Annotated in this window: 18 protein-coding genes; 11 read left to right on the forward strand and 7 right to left on the reverse strand. The window is 70.9% G+C overall.

Going from position 1 to position 24170, the window contains the following annotated elements; translation table 11 throughout:
• The first annotated feature begins 7 nt into the window (after nucleotides 1-7).
• The 7 genes from cobT to ettA all read left to right on the forward strand — a co-directional run bounded on the left by cobT (nucleotide 8) and on the right by ettA (nucleotide 12969).
• Nucleotides 8-1078 (forward strand): nicotinate-nucleotide--dimethylbenzimidazole phosphoribosyltransferase, encoded by a 1071-nt coding sequence (gene cobT, locus AB0K28_RS41470; protein WP_364381282.1) that lies wholly within the window; start codon nucleotides 8-10, stop codon nucleotides 1076-1078.
• A 246-nt stretch (nucleotides 1079-1324) separates the two neighbouring features.
• The gene (gene cobA, locus AB0K28_RS41475) at nucleotides 1325-2557 is read left to right on the forward strand and encodes a uroporphyrinogen-III C-methyltransferase (protein WP_355420020.1); all 1233 of its coding nucleotides are present in this window, start codon (nucleotides 1325-1327) and stop codon (nucleotides 2555-2557) included.
• A gap of 1268 nt (nucleotides 2558-3825) precedes the next feature.
• Nucleotides 3826-5730 carry a GTPase gene (locus AB0K28_RS41480; protein ID WP_364381285.1) on the forward strand — a complete coding sequence of 635 codons (1905 nt, stop codon included), beginning with the start codon at nucleotides 3826-3828 and terminating at the stop codon, nucleotides 5728-5730.
• The gene (locus AB0K28_RS41485) at nucleotides 5727-7349 is read left to right on the forward strand and encodes a GTP-binding protein (protein WP_364381288.1); all 1623 of its coding nucleotides are present in this window, start codon (nucleotides 5727-5729) and stop codon (nucleotides 7347-7349) included. The genes AB0K28_RS41480 and AB0K28_RS41485 overlap by 4 nt, the downstream gene beginning before the upstream one ends.
• 298 nt (nucleotides 7350-7647) lie before the next feature.
• Nucleotides 7648-8307, forward strand: coding sequence for a single-stranded DNA-binding protein (locus AB0K28_RS41490; protein WP_364381291.1), 660 nt, complete (start codon nucleotides 7648-7650; stop codon nucleotides 8305-8307).
• Between the two features lie 879 nt (nucleotides 8308-9186).
• On the forward strand, nucleotides 9187-10536 hold the full coding sequence (locus AB0K28_RS41495) for a GGDEF domain-containing protein (RefSeq protein ID WP_364381294.1): 1350 nt from the start codon (nucleotides 9187-9189) through the stop codon (nucleotides 10534-10536).
• Between the two features lie 768 nt (nucleotides 10537-11304).
• On the forward strand, nucleotides 11305-12969 hold the full coding sequence (gene ettA, locus AB0K28_RS41500) for an energy-dependent translational throttle protein EttA (RefSeq protein WP_364381297.1): 1665 nt from the start codon (nucleotides 11305-11307) through the stop codon (nucleotides 12967-12969).
• Nucleotides 12970-13354: 385 nt separating this feature from the next.
• On the opposite strand, the gene AB0K28_RS41505 is transcribed toward ettA, so the two are convergent.
• From AB0K28_RS41505 to AB0K28_RS41515, 3 genes are read right to left on the reverse strand one after another with little or no spacing between them, the layout of a single operon-like run.
• Nucleotides 13355-13777 carry a hypothetical protein gene (locus AB0K28_RS41505; protein WP_364381300.1) on the reverse strand — a complete coding sequence of 141 codons (423 nt, stop codon included), beginning with the start codon at nucleotides 13775-13777 and terminating at the stop codon, nucleotides 13355-13357.
• A gap of 6 nt (nucleotides 13778-13783) precedes the next feature.
• Nucleotides 13784-14731: a ribonucleotide-diphosphate reductase subunit beta gene (locus AB0K28_RS41510; RefSeq protein ID WP_345388125.1), complete on the reverse strand. Its 948-nt coding sequence runs from the start codon at nucleotides 14729-14731 to the stop codon at nucleotides 13784-13786.
• Nucleotides 14728-16047 carry an MFS transporter gene (locus AB0K28_RS41515; RefSeq protein WP_364381304.1) on the reverse strand — a complete coding sequence of 440 codons (1320 nt, stop codon included), beginning with the start codon at nucleotides 16045-16047 and terminating at the stop codon, nucleotides 14728-14730. The genes AB0K28_RS41510 and AB0K28_RS41515 overlap by 4 nt, the downstream gene beginning before the upstream one ends.
• A gap of 165 nt (nucleotides 16048-16212) precedes the next feature.
• Between AB0K28_RS41515 and AB0K28_RS41520 the strand changes: the two genes are divergently transcribed.
• From AB0K28_RS41520 to AB0K28_RS41530, 3 genes are all read left to right on the forward strand, one after another.
• Nucleotides 16213-16725 carry a VOC family protein gene (locus tag AB0K28_RS41520; protein WP_345388119.1) on the forward strand — a complete coding sequence of 171 codons (513 nt, stop codon included), beginning with the start codon at nucleotides 16213-16215 and terminating at the stop codon, nucleotides 16723-16725.
• A gap of 72 nt (nucleotides 16726-16797) precedes the next feature.
• On the forward strand, nucleotides 16798-17205 hold the full coding sequence (locus AB0K28_RS41525) for a Zn-ribbon domain-containing OB-fold protein (protein WP_345388117.1): 408 nt from the start codon (nucleotides 16798-16800) through the stop codon (nucleotides 17203-17205).
• Entirely contained in the window at nucleotides 17202-18329 is a 1128-nt protein-coding gene (locus AB0K28_RS41530; protein ID WP_364381308.1) for a thiolase, read from the forward strand. Before AB0K28_RS41525 ends, AB0K28_RS41530 begins: the two co-directional genes overlap by 4 nt.
• Before the next feature lie 113 nt (nucleotides 18330-18442).
• Here the strand turns inward: AB0K28_RS41530 and AB0K28_RS41535 are convergent, their stop codons facing one another.
• Both AB0K28_RS41535 and AB0K28_RS41540 read right to left on the reverse strand, forming a co-directional pair.
• Nucleotides 18443-20530, reverse strand: coding sequence for an acetate--CoA ligase family protein (locus AB0K28_RS41535; RefSeq protein WP_364381311.1), 2088 nt, complete (start codon nucleotides 20528-20530; stop codon nucleotides 18443-18445).
• Nucleotides 20531-20535: 5 nt separating this feature from the next.
• Complete coding sequence (locus AB0K28_RS41540; protein WP_364381314.1) at nucleotides 20536-21708, reverse strand: acyl-CoA dehydrogenase family protein; 1173 nt, start codon at nucleotides 21706-21708, stop codon at nucleotides 20536-20538.
• Nucleotides 21709-21798: 90 nt separating this feature from the next.
• Here AB0K28_RS41540 and AB0K28_RS41545 point away from each other — a divergent pair, with 90 nt between their 5' ends.
• The gene (locus AB0K28_RS41545; RefSeq protein WP_345388109.1) at nucleotides 21799-22410 is read left to right on the forward strand and encodes a TetR/AcrR family transcriptional regulator; all 612 of its coding nucleotides are present in this window, start codon (nucleotides 21799-21801) and stop codon (nucleotides 22408-22410) included.
• Here AB0K28_RS41545 and AB0K28_RS41550 read toward each other — a convergent pair.
• Nucleotides 22407-23225 (reverse strand): MaoC/PaaZ C-terminal domain-containing protein, encoded by an 819-nt coding sequence (locus AB0K28_RS41550; RefSeq protein ID WP_364381318.1) that lies wholly within the window; start codon nucleotides 23223-23225, stop codon nucleotides 22407-22409. The genes AB0K28_RS41545 and AB0K28_RS41550 overlap by 4 nt on opposite strands.
• Before the next feature lies 1 nt (nucleotide 23226).
• On the reverse strand, nucleotides 23227-24126 hold the full coding sequence (locus AB0K28_RS41555; protein ID WP_364381321.1) for an SDR family oxidoreductase: 900 nt from the start codon (nucleotides 24124-24126) through the stop codon (nucleotides 23227-23229).
• Nucleotides 24127-24170 lie beyond the last annotated feature (44 nt).

A 24170-nucleotide genomic window follows, 5' to 3' on the forward strand; every position in this document is an offset into this window, starting at 1 on the left:
GGTTTTCGTGCTCGCCGAGACGCTCGCCGCGATCCGCCCCGCCGACCCTGGGGCGCTCGCCGACGCCCGCGCCCACCAGGACCGCCTCACCAAGCCCCGCGGCTCGCTCGGCGCGCTGGAGGAGGTCTCGATCCGTCTCGCGGGCGCGGCCGGCGTCAGCCCGCCGCCCATGCCCGAGCCGGCCGCCCTGGCCATCTTCGCCGCCGACCACGGCGTGCACGCGCGCGGCGTCAGCCCATGGCCGCAGGAGGTGACCGTGCAGATGGTCGCCAACTTCCTCGCCGGCGGCGCGGTCGCCAACGCCTTCGCGGCGCAGGCGGGCGCGTCCGTGACCGTGGTGGACGTCGGCGTCGCCGCCGACCTGCCCGACGCGCCGGGGCTCATCAAGCGCAAGATCGCGTACGGCACCGCCGACCTGTCCGCGGGCCCCGCCATGACCGTCGACCAGGCCGTCCGGGGGCTGGAGGCGGGCATCCAGGTGGCCAGGGACCTCGTGGACTCCGGCGCCCGCTGCCTCATCACCGGCGACATGGGCATCGCCAACACCACCGCCTCCGCCGCCCTCGTCTCCGCCTTCACCGGCAGGGACCCGGCCGAGGTGACCGGGCGGGGCACCGGCATCGACGACGAGACGTACGAGCTGAAGGTCGGCATCGTCCGCCAGGCCATGCGCTCCCACGCCCTCGCCGACGTCGCCTCCTCGCCCAGCGAGGCGCTGCGTGCGCTCGCGGCCGTCGGCGGGTTCGAGCACGCGGCCATCGCGGGGTTCATCCTCGCCGGGGCCGCCGCGCGCGTGCCGGTGATACTCGACGGCGTCATCTCCGGGGCCGCCGCGCTGGTCGCCGCGGCGCTCGACCTCGCCGTCACCGACCATTGCGTGGCCGGCCACCGCTCCGCCGAGCCGGGCCACGGCGCCGCGCTCGACCACCTCGGGCTGCGCCCGATCATGGATCTGGAGCTGCGGCTCGGCGAGGGCACCGGCGGCCTGCTGGCGCTCCCGACGGTGTGCGCGGCGGTGCGGGTGCTGCACGAGGTGGCCACGTTCGACTCGGCCGGGGTGACCGAGAAGCCCGTGTGACGTGCCGTACGGCGACCGGGGGCTCGCCGCTCTTCACCGCGCCTGCAGGCGTACGTCCAGGGCGATGGCCTGCGGGATCGGGTTATCCTTGGTGCCTGACAGCGATGGCCGGACGCCGTGGTGACGATGAGGGCGGGCCTCGCGCGGTCGCTTTCCACGCTCGTTAACGTGTGCGCAGCAAATGACACAAGCGAAGCCGGTAGGTTTACCTCCTAACACAACCTTCGCGAACGGGAGATTCCCCCCATGGGTCCCTACCTCCTCGGCCTGCGGCTTTCCGGCCGCCGGGTGCTCGTCGTGGGCGGCGGCCGCGTCGCCCAGCGCCGGGTGCCCGCGCTGCTAGAGGCCGGTGCGGAGGTCACGGTCGTCTCGCCGTCCGTCACACCGGCGCTCGACGACCTGATCGCCGCGGGAAGGGTCACGTGGCACGCCCGGCCCTACGAGGTCGGCGACTGCGACGGGGCCTGGCTCGTACAGGCGTGCTCCGACGACCGGTCGGTCAACACGGCGGTCGCCGCCGAGGCGGAGGCCAAGCGTGTGTGGTGCGTGCGCGCCGACGACAAAGACGCCTCCGCCGCCTGGACCCCTGCCACCGGGCGGGTCGATGAGATCGGCGTGGCCGTCACCGCCGGCGGCGACCCGCGCAGGGCCGCGGGCATCCGCGACGCCATCGTCGGCGCGCTGCGCGACGGCACCGTCGACGCCCGGCGAAACCGCACCAAACCCGTCGGTGTCGCCCTCGTCGGCGGCGGCCCCGGCGATCCCGGCCTCATCACCGTGCGCGGGCGCCAGCTGCTCGCCCAGGCCGACGTCGTGGTCGCCGACCGCCTCGCGCCGCGCGCCCTGCTCGACGAGTTGGCCCCCGACGTCGAGCTCATCGACGCCGCCAAGGTCCCCTACGGCCGTTCGCTGCCCCAGGAGACCATCAACGAGCTGCTCATCGACCGGGCGAGGCAGGGCAAGTTCGTGGTCAGGCTCAAGGGCGGCGACTCGTTCGTGTTCGGGCGGGGCGGCGAAGAGCTCATCGCCTGCGCCGAGGCCGGCATCCCGGTGCTCATCGTGCCCGGCCTCACCAGCGCCGTCGCCGTGCCCGCCGCGGCCGGCGTGCCCGTCACCCATCGCGGGGTGAGCCAGGAGTTCCACGTGATCTCCGTGCACGTGGCGCCCGACGACCCCGCCTCCACCGTCGACTGGCCCGCCCTGGCGCGCTCTCACGGCACTCTGGTGCTGCTGATGGCCGTCGAACGCCTGCCAAAAGTCGCAGAAGCCCTCATCCGTGACGGACGTTCTCCAGAGACTCCCGTAATGGTGGTGCAGGACGGTACCCTTCCGACCCAGCGGGCGGTCACCGCTTCGCTTTCCACCGTGGCCGACCGCGTGTCCGCGGCTGGGATCCGGCCGCCGGCGATCGTCATCGTCGGCGACGTCGTGAGGGTCGGCCAGGAGGTCGAGATGGTTCGAGCGGAGCGCTTGCCGTGAACACGGCCATGGATGACGGGCGGCCGGAGCCGCCCGGGGAGCAGACGATGAGCTTCCGCCCGATAACCGACGACGCCCTCCCAGAGGCTTCCGGAGAGGGCACGGGGGACCCCACATCCGCCGACGACCACCCGCGCCGCCCCAAGAAGTCCAAGCCCCGCAACCCCCTGCAGGAGGCGACCCCCCTGACCGAAGCCCCCCCGGTCACCCCCGAGGACCCCACAACCTCCACCCCGGAACGCCCCACAGTTTCCACCCCGGAGCACTCCACGGCTTCCGCATCCGAGGGCTCCGCGGCATCCGGTGCCACAGACGCCGTAACGCCTGACGAGGCCGATGCGCCCGAACCCAGCGAGCCCGAAGCGGCCGCCGGCGGCGACGTCAAGACAGCCGAAGCCGGAGAGACCGGCCCGACCGGAGCCGCTGAGTCCGATCCGCCCCAGACTGCGGAAGCGACCGCTCCCGGGGGCGCTGAAATTGCTGCCCAGGGCCAGGCCGAGGCGAGCACCGTCAGCGCAGCCTCCGGTGAGCAGGCGGATGCCGTTGCGTCCGGATCTAGTGAGCGGGCGGATGCCCTGGCACCGGGATCTGGTGAGCGGGCGGATGCCCTGGCACCGGGATCTGGTGAGCAGGCGGATGCCGTTGCGTCGGATGCTGGTGAGCGGGCGGATGCCGTTGCTTCTGCGTCCGAGGAGCGGGGCGGGCGTCGGCCTTCGCTCTTCGAGAAGCCTTCGTCCCCCAGACCTTCGATGTTCGAGAAGCCGGCCGTGTTGCAGAACCCTCCTGCCACCGACAGCCCCTCCAGTGAGTTTCCGGCGCCCGGCCGGTCGTCCCGTGCCGAGGGCCCGGCGGCCGATGAGGGGACCTCGTGGGCGTTCCGCCCGGCGCGCAAGGTCGAGCAGCAGCCCGAGCCGCCTTCGGGGCGCACTTCGATGTTCGAGAAGCCGGCCGTCCTCCGGGAGCCCGCGCCCGGTGACAGGCCGTCCTTCGCGTCCACCGACGGGCCTTCGTACCCGTCCACGGACGCGCCGTCCTATCCGTCCAGCGATGGGCCGTCCCGTCGGACCACGGACGAACCGTCTGTCCCGTCGATCGACTGGCCGTCATTCCCGTCCATCGACGTGCCGGCCGCGTCCTCTGAGCCTTCCTCGGGGCGTCCCTCGCTCTTCGAGAAGCCGGCCGTGCTGCGGCAGCCACCGGTGGGCAAACAGCCGTCCCCGTCGGCCGGCGCTGGTGACGTACAGGATGCTCGGCAGCCCGATGAGCCGGTGAGCGCGGACGAAGCCGGAAAGCCGGAGACCTCCGAGCCCGCCGCGTCCGAGCCGCGCTCCCAGAGCGAGCACACCTCCGGCGAGAAGACCGGCTCCCGGGAGCAGCAGACCTCCGACGAGCAGCCGAAGGACGGCGAGTCCGCTGACGACGGTGAGCAGGCTGAGGGCGAGGACGTCCAGGCCCAGGACGCTCAGGAGGATGGGGGCGAGGCCGGGTGGCCCGAGGCGTCGCCGGCTGGGCCCGGTGAGCGGGTCGAGGAGTTGCCGCCCGAGACGGTCGAGGCGCTCACGACGGCCCTGAACGCCCTCCGCGAGAGCATCGCCGACGTACGCTTCTGCGACGACCTGCCAGGGTCGGCCGAGGCGCGGCAGGCGCAGGCGGCCCTGCTGGCCCAGATGGAGAACTACGTCGTCCCGAGAATCAGGACGAGCACGGCCCCGGCCCTGATCGTGGTGGCCGGTTCGACTGGCGCGGGCAAGTCCACGCTGGTCAACAGCCTGGCCGAGAAGAACGTCTCGCGCACCGGCGTACGCCGCCCGACCACCGGCACCCCGGTGCTGGTCTGCCACCCGGAGGACCACAAGTGGTTCGCGGAGGGCGAGCTGCTGGGCGGCCTCGAGCGGCTCGACAAGCCGACCCCCGAGGCGGGCCTGGACAGCGTGGTCATCGCCCCGACGGAGAAGCTGCCGCAGGGCGTGGCGCTGCTCGACACCCCCGACATCGACTCGGTGGTCGAGGAGCACCACGAGATCGCCCGCCGCATGCTCGACACCGCCGACCTGTGGATCTTCGTGACGACGGCCGCCCGTTACGCCGACGCGCCGGCCTGGAACGTGCTGCGCCTGGCCAAGGAGCGTGGCGCCCGGCTGGCGATCGTTCTGTCCCGGGTGCCCGACAAGTCCGCCGACGTGGTGCTCAAGCATTTCGTCCGCATGCTGACCGAGTACGGTCTGGGCGACATCGAGCGGTTCGTCATCCACGAGTCGAAGGTGTCCGACGGCAGGTTGCCCGACAGCGAGGTGACGGAGCTGCGGCTGTGGCTGGCGGAGCTGTCGGTCGACGAGGCAAGGCGGGCGGCGGCCGTACGCGAGACGCTGAACGGCGTGCTCAACAGCTTCCGCACCCGCGTGCCGGCGCTGGCCAAGCACCTGGAGGCGGGGGCCGCGATCAGGGCGGAGCTGCGCGGCGACGTCGAGGCGGCGTTCCTGAGCGCGTTGAGCGACATCGACAAGGCGTCCAAGAACGGCTCGCTGCTGCACGGCGAGGTGCTGGCCCGCTGGCAGGACTTCGCGGGTTCCGGCGACCTGATGCGCGCGCTGCACCTGCGCAGGCGCGGCAGGGCGGCCAGGCAGGCGCCGGAGCGGGTGCTGGCATTCAAGGCGGCGATCAGGTCGGGGCTCGAGTCGGTGATCGTCGCCGCGGCCAACCGCGCCTCGAAGGAGGTGGCGGCGCGCTGGCGGCACCGCTCGGAGTTGGGGGCCAAGCTCGGGGAGGACCTCGACAGGCCGTCGGACGACCTCGTACGCCACACCGGTCGTGCGATCGCGTCCTGGCAGGACCACCTCGGCGAGCTCGTACGCACGGAGGGTGTGGCCAAGCGCTCGGTGTCGAAGATCGTCTCGTTCGACCCCGAGTCGCTCGCCCTGATCTTCATGGTGGCCATGTTCAGCGGGGGCAACGGCGAGGGCGTGCCGCACCGCCTGGTCAACGCCCTGCTCGGCGCCGAGTCCCTGCGCGGCATCGGCACCAAGGCATTCAGTGATCTCCGGGCCAGGATCGGCATGCTCTTCGACGAGGAAGCCATGCGTTACGTGAAGGCGCTCGACTCCGCCGGCATCCCGGACGACTCCGTCGCAACCCGCCTCTACCAGGCTACGTACAACCTCGAGGTCGCTCGATGACCACCACGACCACCAGGCCGGGGCTGGCCCCGCGACTGTCCGCGCTCGCCAAAGTGGTGGAGCTGGGCCAGGGGCGGCTCGACCAGAAGCTGCTCGACGAGGCCAGTGCGCTGCTGCTGCGCGCCGGCGACCGGCTCAAGCTGTCGTCCGAGCACACCGTCGTCGCCCTCGCGGGCGGCACGGGCAGCGGCAAGTCGTCGCTGTTCAACGCCATCTCGGGGCTGGAGCTGTCGCCCACCGGCGTACGCCGGCCCACCACCGCCCGCACCCACGCCTGCGTGTGGGGGCTCGACGGGTCTGGGCCGCTGCTCGACTGGCTGCAGATCCAGTGGCGCCACCGCTTCTCCCGGGCGAGCGCGCTCGACAAGGGCGACAGCCAGCTGCACGGGCTGATCCTGCTCGACCTGCCCGACCACGACTCGATCAGGGCGCTCACCGACACCGAGGCCGACCGGCTGATCGGGCTGGCCGACCTGGTGGTGTGGGTGCTCGACCCGCAGAAGTACGCCGACGCGTCCACGCACCGGCGCTACGTCACCGAGCTGGCCGGGCACGACGCGGTCACCGTGTTCGCGCTCAACCAGGCCGACCGGCTGACCACCGAAGAGCTGGCCGAGCTGGTCATCGACCTCAACGACCTGCTGCGCAAGGAAGGCGTCGAGCACCCCAGCGTCGTACCGACCTCCGCCGTCACCGGCCGCGGCGTCGAGAGTCTCAAGAGCGTGATCGCCACCGCGGTGGCCCGGCGCAGGGCCGCCATCCAGAAGCTCGAAGCCGACCTGCAGCGGCTGGAGCAGAAGCTCAGCCAGGCCATGCCGATGGGGGAGGCCCTGTCGGCGCCGTCCGCGGTCGACGAGGCCCGCCGCATGGGGCTCACCGACGCGCTGTGCGACGCGGTGGGCGTGCCGGCCGTGGGCGAGGCCATGGAGAACATGTACGCCGAACGGTCGAACCGGTACGTCGGGTGGCCGTACCCGCGGTGGGCCGAGAAGTTCCGTGCCGATCCGCTGAAGAGCCTCAAGCTCGACGACGTGGCGCAGGAGATCCGCGGCATCAGCACCACGTCGGTCACCGCGCAGTCGGCCGAGGTGGCGAACGCGGTGCAGGCGCTGGCCGACGGGTTGTCCGGCGGCATGCATCCGGTGTGGCGGACGGCCGTCCACAAGGCGGCTCGTGGCCGGTCAAGGGGGCTGCCGCAGGCGCTCACCGAGGATCTCGCCGAGGTGGCGCCGCAGCTCGATCGCGTACCGGTGTGGTGGTGGGTGCTCAAGGTCTGGCAGTACCTGCTGGTGCTGGCGTTCGTGGCCGGGCTCGCCTGGCTCGTCGTCGGGCTGCTCATGCCCGGTCAGCTGCCGGATGCCCTGGAGCTCCTGGGTGACAGTGCGACGTTGCCGTGGGTGGGGCTGATGATGGCATCCGTCCTGGGGTTGGGGGCTTTGTCCGGCATCGCCTCCCGGAACTTCGTCGAGCTGGGCGCTTCGCGGGAGCGGGAGCGCCTCGAACGGGAGATGCGCCGGCGGGTCGCGGCCGTGTCGGCGACCATGGTCGTGGAGCCGGTGGAGGAAGAGCTGAAACGGCACCACGCCTTCTACACGGCCATGCGCGACTTGTCCGTCTGAGGGGTGTCGGGGGGCTGCCCGCGTTCGTACGACGGGCAGCCTTTTCATGCTCTTGCACCGCCATCACCGCTGCTCAGCGTGTGGAGGCACCACCATCGCCGCTCAGCGCTTAGAGACACCGCCACCATCGACCGGCGCCTGCGGTGTCGCCATCGCGAACGGGCCCCCTTGTCCACAGGCGGCGCCCGTTTAGGCAGCTCCTCCACAGAACCCCGTTCGGGCGTCCCTGACCCCACCCTCCCGCGGCACCGTATTGCCCAGGTCGCGGGCAGCGGGCCCGCCGCATGGGAGGCACGGGATGAACGACATCTACATCACGCTCACCGGTAACGTCGCAGCCGAGCCCAGGCAGTACAGCTTCGACGAAGGCACCAGGGTCACCTCACTGAAGGTCCTCACCTCACACCGCTACTTCGACAGGAAGACCGGCCAGTGGACGGACGGCGAGAAGGTCTGCTTCACGGTTCGCTGCTGGCGTGCGCTCGGGGAGAACGTCGCGGCGTCCATACGCGCGGGGCAGCCGGTGGTGGTGTCGGGCAAGCTCCGCATCCGTGAGTTCGGCACCGAGGGAGACCGCCGCTTCATGCCCGAGATCGAGGCCAGCGCCGTGGGCCACGACCTGCGGTGGGGCTCGGGCGTGTTCACCAAGCCCGAGCGCAGCGGCATCGGCTCGATGAGCAAGGAGATGCGCGACAAGCTCGACGAGGAGACCCGCGACTGGGCCATGGGCACCCGCCCCAGCCGCACCCCCATGCCCGACTTCACCGCCGCGGACTCGGAGCAGCCGCAGTCACCGGCTCAGGACACCAGGTCGGGCAACACCCTCGTCCGCACCCTGGGCCCGAACGACGACACAGTCCGCATCCTGACCGCCACCACCACAGCAACCGACCCCGAGGCGACGGCAGCGACTGAGGAGCAAGACCACCCGGCAGCAGAAGAACGCGCCGCCGCCTGACAGGCAACTTCGCCCCGTGCCGCATAGGCCAGCGCCGCACCGGCCTTGACCACCATGCGGCACGGGACACCGCGGAACACGCCGACATCCCCGTCCACCCCGCACGCCCAACGGACGACGGGCGCGCTGACCCGCACGTCCAACGGGTGGCGGGCGTGCTCACCCTGCACACACAACGGGCGGCGGCACGGTCACCTTGCATGCTCAACGGGCGGCGGCACGGTCACCTTGCATGCTCAACGGGTGGCGGGCGCGCTCACCCCGCACGCCCAGCGGGTGGCGGGGGCGCTCAGCGCTCACCGCTCAGCGTCCCTGGTCCGCAGCCGGCATCGTTTGAGGTCGCCACCAGCCCCACTGCGCCGTGGTGGCGCGCACGCGCCGCGCGCAAGCAGGAAAGGGGAACGGGCGAGAGGCCGGGGGAGAGGTGCAGACGGGCGCATGGGGGATCGGGCGGGGGAGGAGTCGGGCGGGCGGGAGTTGGGCGGAGGGAGTTGTCCGGGAGGGGAGTCCGGCGGAGGGAGTTGTCCGGGAGGGAGTCCGGCGGAGGGAGCAAGGGAGGGGTGGGGAGGCGGGGTGCGTGCCGTTGGGCGGTGTGACTGGGCTGGTGGTGAGGCGGGAGGGGGAGGGGGGCACCGGCCGGAATTTCGCGAACGCCCCCGAGGGACGGCCGATGGTGTGTTGCCCGCCTCAGTGGGCTAGAGCACCTGTCATGTCCAGGTCACGCCCCGCACCATGGTTGCTCCTTTCCAGCGCGGCTGTCCGTCATGGCCCGCTCGCGAATTGAGCAGGTGTGGTCATTGCCAAACGTATCGGTTCCCATCGCACATCGCACACTCCGCAATTATTGTGTTACACATCGTTAGTCTGAGAGGAGACGAGATGGCGGTGACCAGTCACGCCTCGATCAAGCCTCGCGACGGAGTGTCAACACTGACCGACCGCTGGCCATTGCTCGGGCAACGTCGCCCGCTGGTCGGCTACTTGTGCGCGATCGTCGCTCTTGATCTCGTCGCGATCGTCATGCTCTCGGCGTTCACCGTCTTCCAGTGGCGGGACGCGCTGACGTTCGCCGCTCTCATGGCGTGCGGCGCCGTCTGCATCGAAGCGACCAGGCGGCTCGGCATGCCGGCCGGAGTGTCGCGCGACCTGCTGTCGGCGTGGTGGCTGCCGGTGGCGCTGCTCCTCCCGCCGGTGTACGCGCTCTTCGCCCCCATCGTGCTGCAGATCCTGCTCCAGGTGCGGGTACGCGCCACCGTCCTCTATCGCCGGGTGTTCAGCTCGGCCGCCATCGGGCTCGCCGGGTGCACGGCGTCCCTGGGCTTCCACTGGTTCGTTCCCGACCCGTCGGTGCTGGCCCAGGGGAGCGGGGCGCCGATCATGTTCGCGGTGGCCGCCGCCGCGCTCTTCGCGGTGCTCAACATCGCGCTCATCGCCATCGCCGCCCACACCGCCGACCCCGACATGACCTGGCGCGAGGTGCTGTGGGACCGGGAGAGCGTGCTGCTGGACATCGTCGAGCTGTGCCTGGGCGTCACGGTCTCGATCGCGTGCGGGCTCAACATGGCTCTGCTGCTGCTCGCGCTTCCGCCTGTGGTGCTGTTGCAGCGCAGCCTCCTGCACGCGCAGCTCCAGGCCGCCGCCCGTACTGACGCCAAGACCGGGTTGCTCAACGCGGCCGCCTGGCAGCGCGAGGCCGACACCGAGATCGTACGAGCGCGGCGCACCGGCGAGTCCCTGGCGCTCCTCATCATCGACATCGACCACTTCAAGCGCGTCAACGACGCTCACGGCCACCTCGTCGGCGATGAGGTGCTGGTGGGGGTGGCGTCCATGCTGCGCAGTCAGTTGCGCGACTACGACGTGGTGGGCCGGTTCGGCGGCGAGGAGTTCGTGGTGCTGCTGCCCGGCGCCGACATCAACGAGGCCCGCCGCGTCGCCGAACGCCTGCGCGTCCACATCAGCCACATGGCCGTCCCGGTCGAGGACACCCTGGTCAAGGTCACGGTCTCGACGGGTGTGGCGTTGATGAGCGTGCACGGTGACGACCTGATCGACCTGCTGACGGCCGCCGACCTGGCGCTCTACCGGGCCAAGGAGCTGGGCCGCGACCGCGTCTGCATCCCCGCCGTCCCGCCCCCGCCACCCCACCCCCTCTCCACGGACACCACCCCACCCCCCGACCCCGCCCCCGCGCCGCACCAGGACCCCGACCCCGACCCCACCCCCTGACCAGGCCACCCGGCCTTCCCGGCTCCACATCCGCATGCCCGTTCCCTTCCGTCCGGCATCCGCATGTCCGTTCTCTTCCGTCCGGCATCCGCAAGCCGTTCCCTTCCCCACCTCGTCGTTCCCCGCCGTCCCGCCGCTGTGTGCGGCGTGTGGTGTCAGCGCTGTCAGGACGGCGACCACCCGGCGGGTCTGAAAAGGGTTCAGGCGGTGCCGTCACGCCTGTCGGCTGGTGAGGCCCGGCCGCGGGGTTGAGAGGGGTTCGGAGGCTGGGGGTGTGGGTGCCGGGGTCATGGAATCACCGGGCTGGGCGCGCGGGGGCCGGGGTCATGGAATCACCGGATTCGGGCGTGGCGGCGGGGGTCATGGGGTCACTGGGCTGGGGGCGTGGCGGCGGGGTCATGGGGTCACCGGGCTGAGGGTGCGGGGGCATGCCTGCCCCGGCAGCACGCCCTGATCGCCGCCGCACCTCAAGCCCGTCCGTCGGTCGCTCCGCCGTCGGTCGCTCCGCCGTCGGTCGCTCCGCCGTCGGTCGCTCCGCCGTCGGTTGGTCCGCTGCCGGCGGGCCCGCCGACGGCGGGGGGGCGGGGGATCGTGGACCTCTGGGTGGGCGGGGTGGGGAGGGTTGTGTTGCCCCTTGGGGCTTGCTTCCCGCAAGGAGGGGTGTTCTCGCATGTCGGGGGTGACAGCCCGGGGCTTGGGGCGGTGGCTGGTGGGGTTGGCGGGTGGGAGCGGCGGAAGCCCGGGTCGGGAGCCCCTAAGCTAGATGGCATGCCGGAGTACATCTACACGCTGCAGCGCGTGCGCAAGGCGCACGGCGACAAGGTTGTCCTTGACGACGTCACGCTGTCGTTCCTGCCCGGAGCCAAGATCGGTGTCCTGGGGCCGAACGGCACCGGAAAGTCGACGCTGCTCCGGATGATGGCCGGCCTGGAGCAGCCGTCCAACGGTGAGGCCAAGCTGATGCCGGGCTTCACGGTCGGCATGCTTCAGCAGGAGCCGCCGCTCAACGAGGAGAAGACCGTCCTCGGCAACGTGCAGGAGGGTGTCGCCGAGACGATGGCGATGCTCGAGCGCTACAACGAGATCGCCGAGCAGATGGCCACCGACTACAGCGACGAGCTGCTGGAGGAGATGGGCAAGCTCCAGGAGCAGCTCGAGCACCGCAACGCGTGGGACCTCGACAGCCAGCTCGAGCAGGCGATGGACGCGCTGCGCTGCCCGCCGCCCGACGCCGACGTCTCGACGCTGTCCGGTGGTGAGCGCCGCCGGGTGGCGCTGTGCAAGCTGCTGCTCGAGGCGCCCGACCTGCTGCTGCTCGACGAGCCCACCAACCACCTCGACGCCGAGAGCGTGCAGTGGCTGGAGTCGCACCTGGAGAAGTACGCGGGCACCGTGCTGGCCGTCACCCACGACCGCTACTTCCTCGACAACGTCGCCACCTGGATCCTCGAGCTCGACCGGGGCCGGTGCTACCCCTACGAGGGCAACTACTCCACCTACCTCGACATGAAGGCCCAGCGGCTCAAGGTCGAGGGCCAGAAGGACGCCAAGCGCAAGAAGCGCCTGGAAGATGAGCTGGAGTGGGTCCGGTCCAACCCCAAGGCCCGCCAGACCAAGAGCAAGGCCCGTCTCCAGCGCTACGAGGAGATGGCCGCCGAGGCCGACAAGTACCGCAAGCTCGACTTCGAAGAGATCCAGATCCCGCCGGGCCCGCGCCTGGGCACCACGGTGATCAAGGCGGAAAAGCTCACCAAGGGCTTCGGCGAGCGGCTGCTCATGGAAGGGCTGACGTTCGACCTGCCGCGTAACGGCATCGTCGGCGTCATCGGTCCCAACGGTGTCGGTAAGACGACGCTGTTCCGCATGATCACCGGTGGCGAGACGCCCGACGAGGGCTCCATCATCATCGGCGACACGGTCAAGATCTCGTACGCCGACCAGAGCCGGGGCGGCATCGACCCGAGCAAGAACGTCTGGGAGGTCGTCTCCGACGGGCTCGACCACATCAAGGTCGGCAACGTGGAGATGCCGTCGCGGGCCTACATCGCGGCGTTCGGGTTCAAGGGCCCTGACCAGCAGAAGAAGGCCGGCGTGCTGTCAGGCGGCGAGCGTAACCGGCTCAACCTGGCGCTCACCCTCAAGCAGGGCGGCAACGTGCTGCTGCTCGACGAGCCCACCAACGACCTTGACACCGAGACCCTGTCGTCGCTGGAGAACGCGCTGCTCGACTTCCCGGGCTGTGCCGTGATCACCTCCCACGACCGGTGGTTCCTCGACCGCATCGCGACCCACATCCTGGCCTGGGAGGAAGGGTCTAACTGGTTCTGGTTCGAGGGCAACTACGCCGACTACGAGAAGAACAAGATCGAGCGGCTGGGCGCCGACGCGGCCCGCCCGCACCGGGTGACCTACCGCAAGCTCCACCGCGACTGATCCCGTAGGTCGCGCGGGGCTCGTGCGGCAGGTAACTCAAACGCACACCGCCACCACCGTCAGGCGCCGCACGGCATTTGCCTGATGGTGGTGGTTTCGGCGTTCCCAGGCGTCGGTCGATGCCGGGTGGGGCCTGGGGTTCTGATGGGTTGACGGTGCCGGTGAGATTGATGGTGCCGATGGCGTTGATGGTTCCGCGTGAGGTTGAGGTGCTGTGGCGGCAGTGGTGCCGGATGGCGCCACGGGGGTTGTGGCGCGGGTGAGGTTTGTTGGTGCGGCGGTGCGGCGGTGCGGTGGTGCCCGGCGAGGGGTGTCGGGTGGGGCGAGGTTCGCTCGTTCGGGCGGGGGCGGTCTTCGATGTCAAGGTGGGGAGGGCGGCCAGGGCTCAGGGGACTTTGCTGAGGGCGGCGAGGGATTCGATGAAGAAGTAGATGACGCGGAAGAACGCCAGCACGTCCCCGCTCTCCAGCCGCAGCCCCCGATACATCACCACCCGCCCGGGGTCGGCGCCGGCGCGGAGTTCGTGCCAGGTCGTCTCGGTGGCGGCCAGGACGTAGTCGGCAGTGCCGGGGTCGGTGGTGATGTGGGCGTCGACGCAGGTGCCGTCCTTCCAGACCAGCACCAGGTACGCGCCCGTCTCCCGCACCCCGAGCGCCCACGTGGCGGTGTAGCCGGAGCGGGCCCGGTCGATCCACTGCCAGTACGACGGCAGCTTGCCCTCCTGCGGCGGCCCGTCGTCGACGGCCACCCGCACGGCCTGCGCCCATTCGGCGGTGAAGAACGTCGTCGCGCCTGAGGAGAACGTCATCGCGCGTCAGCCTCCCGCCAGCTCGGGCTCGATGCGGGAGACCTTCTCCCGCAGGTCGGGCGGGAGGGCGATGCCGACGTCCGTCAGCTTCATGTCGAGCTGGCGGATCATCAGCCGGCGCACCTCCTCGGGCGTCCAGCCGAGCGCCTCCAGGGCGAGCTGCCGGCTGGTGGCGCCGTTGATGGCGAGGATGGTGCGCAAGGTTTCGTGGATCTGGAGCAGCAGCCGCGGGTCGTCCTGGACGGAGTCGCGCAGGAACCGCATCCCGGACTGCACGTGACGGGCCTCGTCGCGGCAGGTGGCGGTGAAGCCGGTGTAGTAGCCGGGCAGGAAGCCGCGCCGCCGGCAGTAGGTGAGCGTGATCTTCATGACGGACAGCGCGAGCACGCCTTCGATCCACAGGAAGTACGTGGTGCCATAGCGCACCCTCGCAGCCGGGTCTTCGGGGTCCTTGCGCAGCTCGTCGGCCTGGTACGCGAGCAGCCCGAACGGCCCCACGAACGTCTCCGACACGTGCTCGAAGGACGCGTCGAGCACCTCCTGCACGGACTCGCCCGGCATGCCGACGACCTCGCGGTAGAACCGGTCGAAGAAGACGGTGTGGCGGGCCTCGTCCTCGATCTGGCTGGACATGTAGATCTTGGACTCCTCGGAGCCGCCCAGCATGAACACCGGCAGTTCCACCTCGACCTGACGTTCGCCGTGGTGGAAGCCGGCCGAGATGCCGACGAACGCGTCCCGCTCGTCCTGCGTCATGCGTTCGCGCCAGTCGACGGCGTCCTGGGAGAAGTCGAGCTCGTAGACGTCCCAGCGCTGGCGCAGGTAACGCTTGTAGAGCTCGGTGTAGCTGGGCAGGCGCTTGAGGTCGTGGTGCACGTATGCGAGGACGTCGTCGATGTCGAGGTCGCGGATCTGCCGCAGCGAGGACTCCGCGACGTCGGACAGCTTCGTCATGCCTCCGCCTCCCCGACGGCGACCGGAGTGGGCGCGGGCTGCGAGGGCCGCCGCCAGGGCCCATTGAACAGCAGGATGGCGGGGATGAACAGGACGAGGCAGCCGAGCGCCACGAACAGCCACGTCTGCCAGTTGGTGGCCTCGACGACGTGCGGGATGACGAGCAGGCCGATCACCGCGATGCCCTTGCTGAGGAAGCCGAACAGCCCCCACGCGGTGCCCTGCAGGCGCGGGTCGGCGTCCTCGGCGTCCTCGGAGTAGTTGGCCATCCAGGGGGCGTAGGCGACGCCGAGCGAGCCGCCGAGCAGCGCGCCGATCACCATCAGCAGGCCGGTGGAGACGCCTTCCTGGCCGAGTGAGACGGCGAGGTAGGCGGTGACGAGGACGGCGGCGATGGTGCCGCCGAGCGAGAACGGCTTGCGCAGCTGCGTACGGTCGGACAGGCGGCCGGTGATGATGAGCGTGATGAGGTTGAGGCTCCAGAAGGCGGCCATGATCGTGGACGCCTCCGCGCTGCTGATGCCGAGTGCGCCGACCAGCATGGTCTGCCCGAACAGCGAGAGCGTGATGTAGAGGACGAGCCACAGGGAGATGCCGACGACGTGGGCCCAGATGTTGCGCCGCCTGAACAGCGAGCGCAGGGTGGGCGGCTTGGAGAGGTCCACGACCTGGCTGGCGGCGCGTTCCGTGTGCTGGATCCTGGCCCGCAGCTCGGGGGAGAGGTCGGCGATGTTCAGCGCGATGACGATCGAGATGACCAGCGAGAAGCAGCCCATGATGACGAACTGGGAGCGCCAGGAGTCGTTGAAGATGGGCAGCGTCCATCCGGCGACGGCGGCGGCGAGGAAGTTGGCGCCGACCGGGCCCCACGTCCAGAAGCCGAACGCCTGGGCGCGTCCGAGGCGCGGTGAGAAGTCGCGGATCAGCGGCGCGGTGCTGGCCATGGCGACGCCGTCCACGAACGCCAGCGCGATCCGGGCGATCAGCAGGTCGCGCGGGGTGTGGACGAGGGTCATGGTGAAGCAGAGGACGGCGGTCAGCGCCATGAGGGGGATGAGCAGCCTGACCCGCCCCAGGCGGTCGGTGAGCCGGCCGCCGATGATGGAGGCGATGGCCCCGGTCACGGCGGCGCCGCCGGACACCGCGCCGTACGTGGCCAGCGACATGTCGAGGTCTTTGAGCAGCAGGGGCACGACGGGGGCGATCTGGCCTTCGTACGAGCCGATGAGGATGGCCAGTACGGCCATCGTGAGGATCTTCATGCGCCGGGCGCCGGTCGGGTACTCGTCGAGCTCACGGACGTAGGACAGCCTCATGGCCAACCTTTCTGGTCGAGCTTTACCCCCCGTGTAGTTCTAGAAGACAGCTCTAGAATCTATTTCTGCGATGCTGCCTCTCACATCTGACTCCGTCAAGGGTGTGAGCCGGGTCCGGTGGCTAGAATGAAATTCTAGGATTGCCGAGAGCGAGGAGCCCCCCGCGTGGACCTGGAACTGGACGGTCTCGACGTACACTTCGACCACACCGCCGTGGCGGCGCCCCGGATCAGGGACCTGCTGCCGATCTACCGCGACCTGCTGGGCGGCCGGCATCTCGGCGGCGGCGGCGACAACCTGCGGGCCGGCTACCGCACGCTGCAGCTCACGTACGGCAACGGCGGCAAGGTCGAGCTGATGGAGCCGCTGGCCGGATCGACGTTCTTCGACAGCTTCTTCGAGCTCACCAGGGGCAGAGGCGGCGTCCACCACCTCAACTTCCACGTCAGCGATCTCGGCGCGGCGGTGGCCCGGCTGACCGAGCGCGGCTATCGGCTGCACGGGCTCAACCGGTCGGATCCGCGCTGGCAGGAGGTGTTCCTGCACCCCAAGGAGGCGCACGGGGTGCTCATCCAGCTCGCCCAGCCGGGGCCACGCGAGCCCGCCGAGGAGCGCCCGACGCTGGAGGACGTGCTGGCCGGCCGCGGCAGGAACGGCAACGGCATCCCCAGTCGCTGAGCATCAGGGCTCTTGAGGTGCGGCAGAACTTAGATCTAGAGTGGAATTCTAGAACTAGGATTGGGGAGGCTGATGAAGCCGGCACCTAAGCCCACACCGGAGACCCAGCCCTTCTGGGACGGGACGGCCGCGGGCGAGCTGCGGATCCAGCGCTGCACCACCTGCGAGCGCCACTACTTCTACCCCCGCCCCACCTGCCCCCGGTGCGGCGGCGACCAGGTCGAATGGGTCCGCGCCAGCGGGCGGGCGACCCTCTACTCGTACGTCATCAACCACCGTCCGGCGCCGGGCTTCGAGGAGGAGGCCCCGTACGCGATCGCCGTCGTGGAGCTGGAGGAGGGCGTGCGGATGATGACCAACATCGTGGGCGTGCCGAACGTCCCCGAGAACCTGCCTCTGGACATGGAGCTGCAGGTGGTGTTCGAGCGGCGGGGCGAGGTCACCGTGCCGCTGTTCGAGCCGGCCGGAGGTGCCCGATGACCGTGGTGATCGCCGGCGCCGCCGAGACCGACGAGGTGGGCCGCCTGCCCGGCCACTCCACGTTGCAGCTCCACCTGGAGGCAGCCAGGAACGCCCTCGCCGACGCGGGCATGACCATCCACGACATCGACGGCATCGCCACGGTCGGGACGCCTGGCCCGATCCAGATCGCCCACGCCCTCGGCGTCACACCCGCCTGGCTGGACGGCACGGGCGTGGGCGGCTCGTCGTTCCTCTTCCACGTCCGGCACGCGGCCGCCGCGATCAGGGCGGGGATGTGCCACACCGTGCTCATCACGCACGGCGAGTCAGGGCGCTCGCGGGTCGGGGCCGGTCGCTACGGCATGGGGCCCGACTCGCTGCTCGGGCAGTTCGAGCTGCCGTACGGGGTGGTCGGCCCGCCCACGTCGTTCACGATCACCGCGCTGCGCTACATGAAGGAGACCGGCCTCACCCACGAGCAGCTCGCCGAGGTCGCGGTGGCGCAGCGGCGCTGGTCGCACCTCAACCCCAGGGCCATGTACCGCGACCTCATCACGGTCGAGGACGTGCTCGCCTCGCGCCTGGTCGCCTACCCGTTCCACCTGCTGGAGTGCTGCCTGGTCACCGACGGCGGCGGCGCGCTGATCGTCACCACGCCCGAGCGGGCCCGGCGCTCCCCGGTCCACCTGCTGGGCTCGGGGGAGGCGGCCGAGTCGCCGATCATCTCCCAGATGGAGGACTTCACCACCTCCAAGGGCTTCCGCCTCTCGGGCGAGGCGGCCTTCGCCGAGGCGAAGATCACGCACGCGGACGTCGACCATCTCATGGTGTACGACGCCTTCGCCCACGTGCCCATCTACGGCCTGGAGGACCTGGGCTTCGTCGGGCGCGGCGAGGCGGGGGCGTTCATCGCCGAGGGCCACACCTCGCCGGGCGGCCGGCTGCCGCTCAACACCAACGGCGGCGGCCTGTCCTACACGCACACCGGCATGTACGGCATGTTCGCCATCCAGGAGTCGGTACGCCAGCTGCGCGGCGAGGCGGCGGCACAGGTACCCGGCGTGGAGGTGAGCGTGGTCCTGGGCAACGGCGGCATGTTCGCCTCGGCCGCCACCCTCGTCCTGTCCAACCGCCTGCCCTGAACAGGGGAGGGGCGCCTGAGGGGGCGTCCCTCCCCACGAAACCAGGGACAAGGATCCTTCGGATCAGGGGACCGGGACCGGTGAACCGGCCCTGGGTCGCCTGGACCGCGAGGTCAGCGCCAGGTGATCAGGGCGTCGAGCGCTTCGACGCGGGAGCCGGTGACGAGCAGCGGGTTGATCTCCAGGGACTCCAGCCCGTCGCCCAGCGACTCGGCGAACGAAGCGACGCGGGCCACGACGTCCGCCACCGCGTCCAGGTCCGCGGCGGGGCCGCCGCGCACGCCGTCGAGCAGTGCCGCGCCACGCAGCTCCGCCAGCGCCGTACGCACCTCGCCCGCGTCCACCGGCAGCACCCGCAGCGCGGTGTCGCGCAGCACCTCCACCCAGACCCCGCCGAGCCCCACGGCCAGCGTGAGCCCCCAGGCGGGGTCGCGGACGACGCCGACCAGCAGCTCGATCCCGCCGCCGCGCTGCGGCTGGACGAGCACGCCGTCGAGCGACGGCACCGCGGCCACCACCTCCCGGTACGCCCGCCGCACGTCCTCCTCGGCGGAGAGGCCCAGCCTGACCCCGCCGACGTCGCTCTTGTGCCCCAGCCCTTCGGCGGCGGCCTTGAGCACCACGGGATAGCCGAACCGGCCGGCGGCGGCGACCGCCTCCTCCTCCGAGCGCGCCAGGTCCGACGGCACGACCGGCAGCCCGGAGGAGGCCAGCAGCGCGGCGGCGCGGTGCTCGGCCCACACCCCGTGCGCGCCGGGCGGGCGCAGCGCCCCCTCGGCGCGGGGGCTGGGCTCGGGCCGGGACAGCACCCTGGCCCGCGTCCGCGACCACCGTACGGCGGCCCCGATGGCGTGCATGCCGTGCTCGATCCCGCCCGCCACGTACGGGAACCCGGTCTCCTGCTGCACCTGACGCCCGAACGCGGTCACGTCGGTCAGCACGTTGCTCACCACCACGACCGGCACCCGAGAGGCCGCGATGCGCTCGGCGCTGGCCGTGTACTGGGCCAGGACGGGCGCCGGGTCGGGCGGCGCGAGCTTGGGCGGCTCGGACAGCAGCATGACGAGGTCGATGTTCGGGTCGGCGGTGACCACGTCGAGCGCGCGGCCGAGCAGGGTGCGGTCGATGAGCACGTACCCGGTGACGTCGAGCGGGTTCTGCACGGTGCCGAAGGCCGGCACGATCTCCTTGAGCCGCTCGACCGTCTCCGGCGCGAACGCCGGCAGCTCCAGGCCCTCGTCCTCGGCCCGGTCGGCGATGATCTCCGACGCGCCGCCCGACGGCGTCACGACGCCCACGCGCGGCCCCGGCAGCGGCCCGCTGGAGGCCAGCAGCCCGGAGGTGATGATGAGATCCTCCAGCGAGCGCACCCGGATCACGCCGAGCCGGCGCAGCGCCGCGTCGATCACGTCGTCGTCGCCCACCAGCGCGCCGGTGTGGGCCTGGGCGGTGTGCGAGGCGAGCGTGCTGCGGCCGATCTTGAGCGCCACGATCGGCTTGCCCGCCTCCAGCGCCCGCCGCGCCACCCGGGAGAACTCGGCCGGGTTCCTGATCGTCTCCAGGAACAGCGCGATGACCTTGGTGGCCGGGTCGTCCACGAGGTAGTCGATGACGTCGGTGACGCTCACGACGGCCTCGTTGCCCATGGAGGTGAGCAGGCTGATGCCGACGTTGCGGGCCTGCGCGAAGGAGAGCACCGAGCTGGCCAGCGCGCCGCTCTGCAGCACCACGCCGACCTCGCCGCGCAGCAGCGGCGGCGGGATCGGCAGCCCGTACGGGGTCACGCCCGCGGCGGCGTTGATGTAGCCGTTGCCGTTGGGCCCGAGGATGGTCAGCCCGTGCTCCACGGCGAACCCGGCGATCTCGGCCTCCAGCCGCGCCCCCTCCTCGCCCGACTCGCCGAACCCGGCCGTGAGGATCACGTAGCAGCCGATGCCCAGCTTGGCGCCCTCGCGCAGCACGCCCAGCACGGCGGTGGTGGGGACCATGACGTACGCGAGATCCACGGGTTCGGCGATGTCGGTGAGGCTCTTGTGCGCCGGCATGCCGTGCACGACGCCGCCCCGGGGGTTGACCAGGTGCACGGGCCCGGGAAACCCGTGCGCGCGCAGGTTGCCGAGCGTGCTGATGGACCAGCCGGACTTGTCCGTCGCGCCGACCAGGGCGATCGAGCGCGGGTTGAACAGTTCGCGGACGGACATACCCCTCACTCTCCGATGAGGCCGAGCCGAGCGTGCCCCTTGATCAGGTTGCGGGCGATCGTGCGCCGCTGGATCTCGTCGGTGCCCTCGAAGATGCGCAGCAGGCGCAGCTCGCGATACCACCGCTCGATCGGCAGCTCCTTGGTGTATCCCATGCCCCCGTGGATCTGCAGCACCCGGTCCACGACCTGGTTCGCCATGACGGCGCCGTTGAGCTTGGCGATGGAGGAGGCGTGCCGGGCGTCCATGCCCTGGCCCACCTGCCAGGCGGCGTACAGCGTGAGCCACTTGGCGGCCTCGATCTCCACCTGGGAGTCGGCGATCATCCACTGGATGGCCTGGTAGTTCGAGATGGTCTGGCCCATCGACTTGCGGATCTTGGCGTAGTCGATGGCCATCTGCAGCATGCGCTCGGACGAGCCGATGGCGCGGGCGGGGATCATGTAGCGGCCCTGGCCGATCCACTGCATGGCCAGCTCGAAGCCCTTGCCCAGTTCGCCGAGGATGTTCTCCTCCGGCACCCGGACGTCCTGGAACACCAGCGAGGCGGGGCCCCACTGGCCCATGGTCGGGATCGGCTCGGACGTCCAGCCCATGTCCCTGTCCACCAGGAAGCAGGTGACGCCGTGCTCCTCGGCCAGGGCGAAGACCATGACGAAGTCGGCCTCGTTGCCGCCGGTGATGAACGTCTTCTCGCCGTTGATCACCCACTCGGCGCCGTCGCGGGTGGCGCGGGTGCGGATGTTGCGGGCGTCGGAGCCGGCGCCCGGCTCGGTGATGGCGAAGCAGGAGCGGCGCTCGCCCTCGATGGTGGGGATGAGGTAGCGCTGCTTCTGCTCGTCGGTGCCGGCGTACAGGATGTTGTCGGCGCTGCCGCCGAACGAGAACGGCACGAACGTCCTGCCGATCTCCATGGCGATGATCGCGGACATGATGGGGCCGAGGGCGGCGCCGCCGTACTCCTCGGGGGTGTTGATGCCCCAGAAGCCCGACTTCCTGGCCTTGGCGCGCAGGTCGCGCAGCACGTCGGCGTCCAGGCCGGGGCGGCCCTCGCGCTCGTTGCGCAGGACCTCCGGCTCCAGCGGCATGACCTCCTTCTCGATGAAGGACCGGACGGTGTCACGGATCTGCCGTTCCTCGGGGGTGAGCGAGAAGTCCACAGCCGCCTCCCAGGGCATTTCTAGAATCGTTCTCTAGGAAGAGGTTCTAGCCTATGTCGTCCAGTGTCAAGAATCGGATTCTAGAATTCGCCGCGCTACGATAGGCGCATGGCACGCAAGTCCTCGTGGGAGTGGAGCCGTACGGCCCAGACCCGCAAGAGCATGCTGCAGGCCGCCCGTGAGGTCTTCAGCGAGCACGGCTTCGCCGACTCCAACGTCTCCGACGTCGTCGCCCGCGCCGGGTCCAGCGTGGGCAGCCTCTACCACCACTTCGGTGGCAAGACGGAGCTCTTCCTCGCCCTCTACGAGGACCACCAGGCCGCCCACGAGCAGGCGTCGGCCGCCAGCGTGGCCAAGGCCAAGAAAGAGGGGGTCACCGACCCGGTCGAGCTGCTGATCGCGGGCGCGCGGGCCTACCTCGCGGGCGCGTGGGAGCGCCGCGACCTGGTCAGGCTCTTCATCGACGGCGACGGCCCTCCTGGTTTCGAGCTGATCCGCCGCACCCGCGGGCGCGAGTGGGTACGCCAGAACGCGGTGCTGCTCGGCGCCGGCGGCGACCCGCTCGACCGGTTCACGGTGGCCGTGCTGACCAGCATCATCGGCGAGGCCGCCCGCGAGGTCGCCACCTCCGACAACGAGGAGGAGGCGCAGGAGGTGATCGAGGCGGCGGTGACGCTCATCCACCGCCTCGACCCCCTCAGGGAGCTGCGCGAGGGCTAGCCGATCGTCGCGCGGCCCCGGTCGATCACCACCGTCCCGTCGTCCTTGGCGGTCCTGAACAGCACATCCGTGCCGTCCGCCCAGATCGAGACGGTCAGCGACTCGCCGGGGAAGACCGGGCTGGAGAAGCGCCCCGACATCGCCTTGAAGCGCGCCGGGTCGGAGCCCGCCACCGCGTGCAGCAGCGCCCTGCCGGTCAGCCCGTACGTGCACAGCCCGTGCAGGATCGGCCGGTCGAACCCGGCCCTGGCGGCGAACTCCGGGTCGCTGTGCAGCGGGTTGTAGTCGCCCGACAGCCGGTAGATGAGCGCCTGCTCCGGATACGTCGAGTACGTCACCTTGTGGTCGGGCGCCCGGTCCGGCGCCGCCCAGGAGTCGCGCGGCCCCCGGTCACCCCCGAACCCGCCCTCGCCTCTGATGAACACCGAGCTGTAGGAGGAGATGACCAGGTCGCCGGTGTCGAGATCGACGGCCCTGGCCTCGGAGGTGACCAGCGCGCCCGAGCCCTTGTCGTAGATGCCGGTCACCTTCGAGGTGGTCCGCACGCCGCCCGCCGCGGGCAGCTCCCGGTGCAGCTCGAAGCCCTGCTCGGCGTGGACCAGCATGGCCGGGTCGAAGCCGCCGAGCCGCCGCCCCGGCGCCTGCGCGGCCAGCACCGCGAACGTCGGCAGCACCCGCTGCCCCTTCTCCGTGGTGAACTCCAGCTCGGCGGTGCCGGCGCCGACGCCGAGCGCGTACAGCATGGTGTCCTTGGCCGTCCACGTGCGCTCGTGGGGCGCGCTCTCGACGCCGATCACGCTGTGGTCGAGTGGCATGTCAGTCCTCCCGCCCGGGGATGCGGCCGTTGGTCAGCGCGTTGGGCGCGGCCTTCTCGACCAGCGCGGGGATGACCGAGCCCAGCTCGGCCGGGTCCCAGCGACCGCCCTTGTCCACGCCGGGCCCCGCGTGCCAGCCCTCGGCCACGCTGATCACCCCGCCGCGCACGTTGAACACTCGCCCGGTGATGCTCCTGGCCTCCGCGCTGGACAGCCACACGACCAGCGGCGCGATGTCGTCGGGGTCGGCGCCGGTGGCGCCCTTCGGCAGCAGGTTCTCGGTCATGCGGGTGAGCGCGGCGGGCGCGACCGCGTTGACCGTCACGCCGTAGCGCTCCAGCTCCCTGGCGGCGATGACGGTCAGACCCGCTATGCCGGCCTTCGCGGCGCCGTAGTTACCCTGACCGGGGTTGCCGTAGATGCCGGAGGACGAGGTCGTGTTGATGATGCGGGCGTCGACCTGCTCGCCCGCCTTGGCCTTCGAGCGCCAGTAGGCGGCGGCGTGGCGCAGGGGTGCGAACGTGCCGCGCAGGTGCACCCTGATGACCGCGTCCCACTCCTCGGCGGTCATGTTGACCAGCATCCGGTCGCGCAGGATGCCCGCGTTGTTGACCAGCACGTCGAGCGTGCCGAAGTGGTCGATGGCGGCGCGGACCAGCCGCTCGGCGCCGTCGAAGTCGGAGACGTCCTCGCCGTTGACGATCGCCTGGCCGCCCATGGCCTCGATCTCCGCCACCACCTCGGCCGCCGCTCCCGACGAGCCGGTGCCGTCCACCTCCGCTCCGAGGTCGTTGACCACCACCTTCGCGCCCTGCCTGGCGAACTCCAGGGCGTGTCCCCGTCCGATGCCCCTGGCCGCGCCCGTGACGATCACCACGCGGCCCTCGACTATCCCGCTCATCCGACACCTCGAATCCTTGACCGGCGAACGATGCGAATAAGATT

The organism is Nonomuraea sp. NPDC049504 (assembly GCF_040676845.1).
GTDB classification, from domain to species: Bacteria; Actinomycetota; Actinomycetes; order Streptosporangiales; family Streptosporangiaceae; genus Nonomuraea; species Nonomuraea salmonea.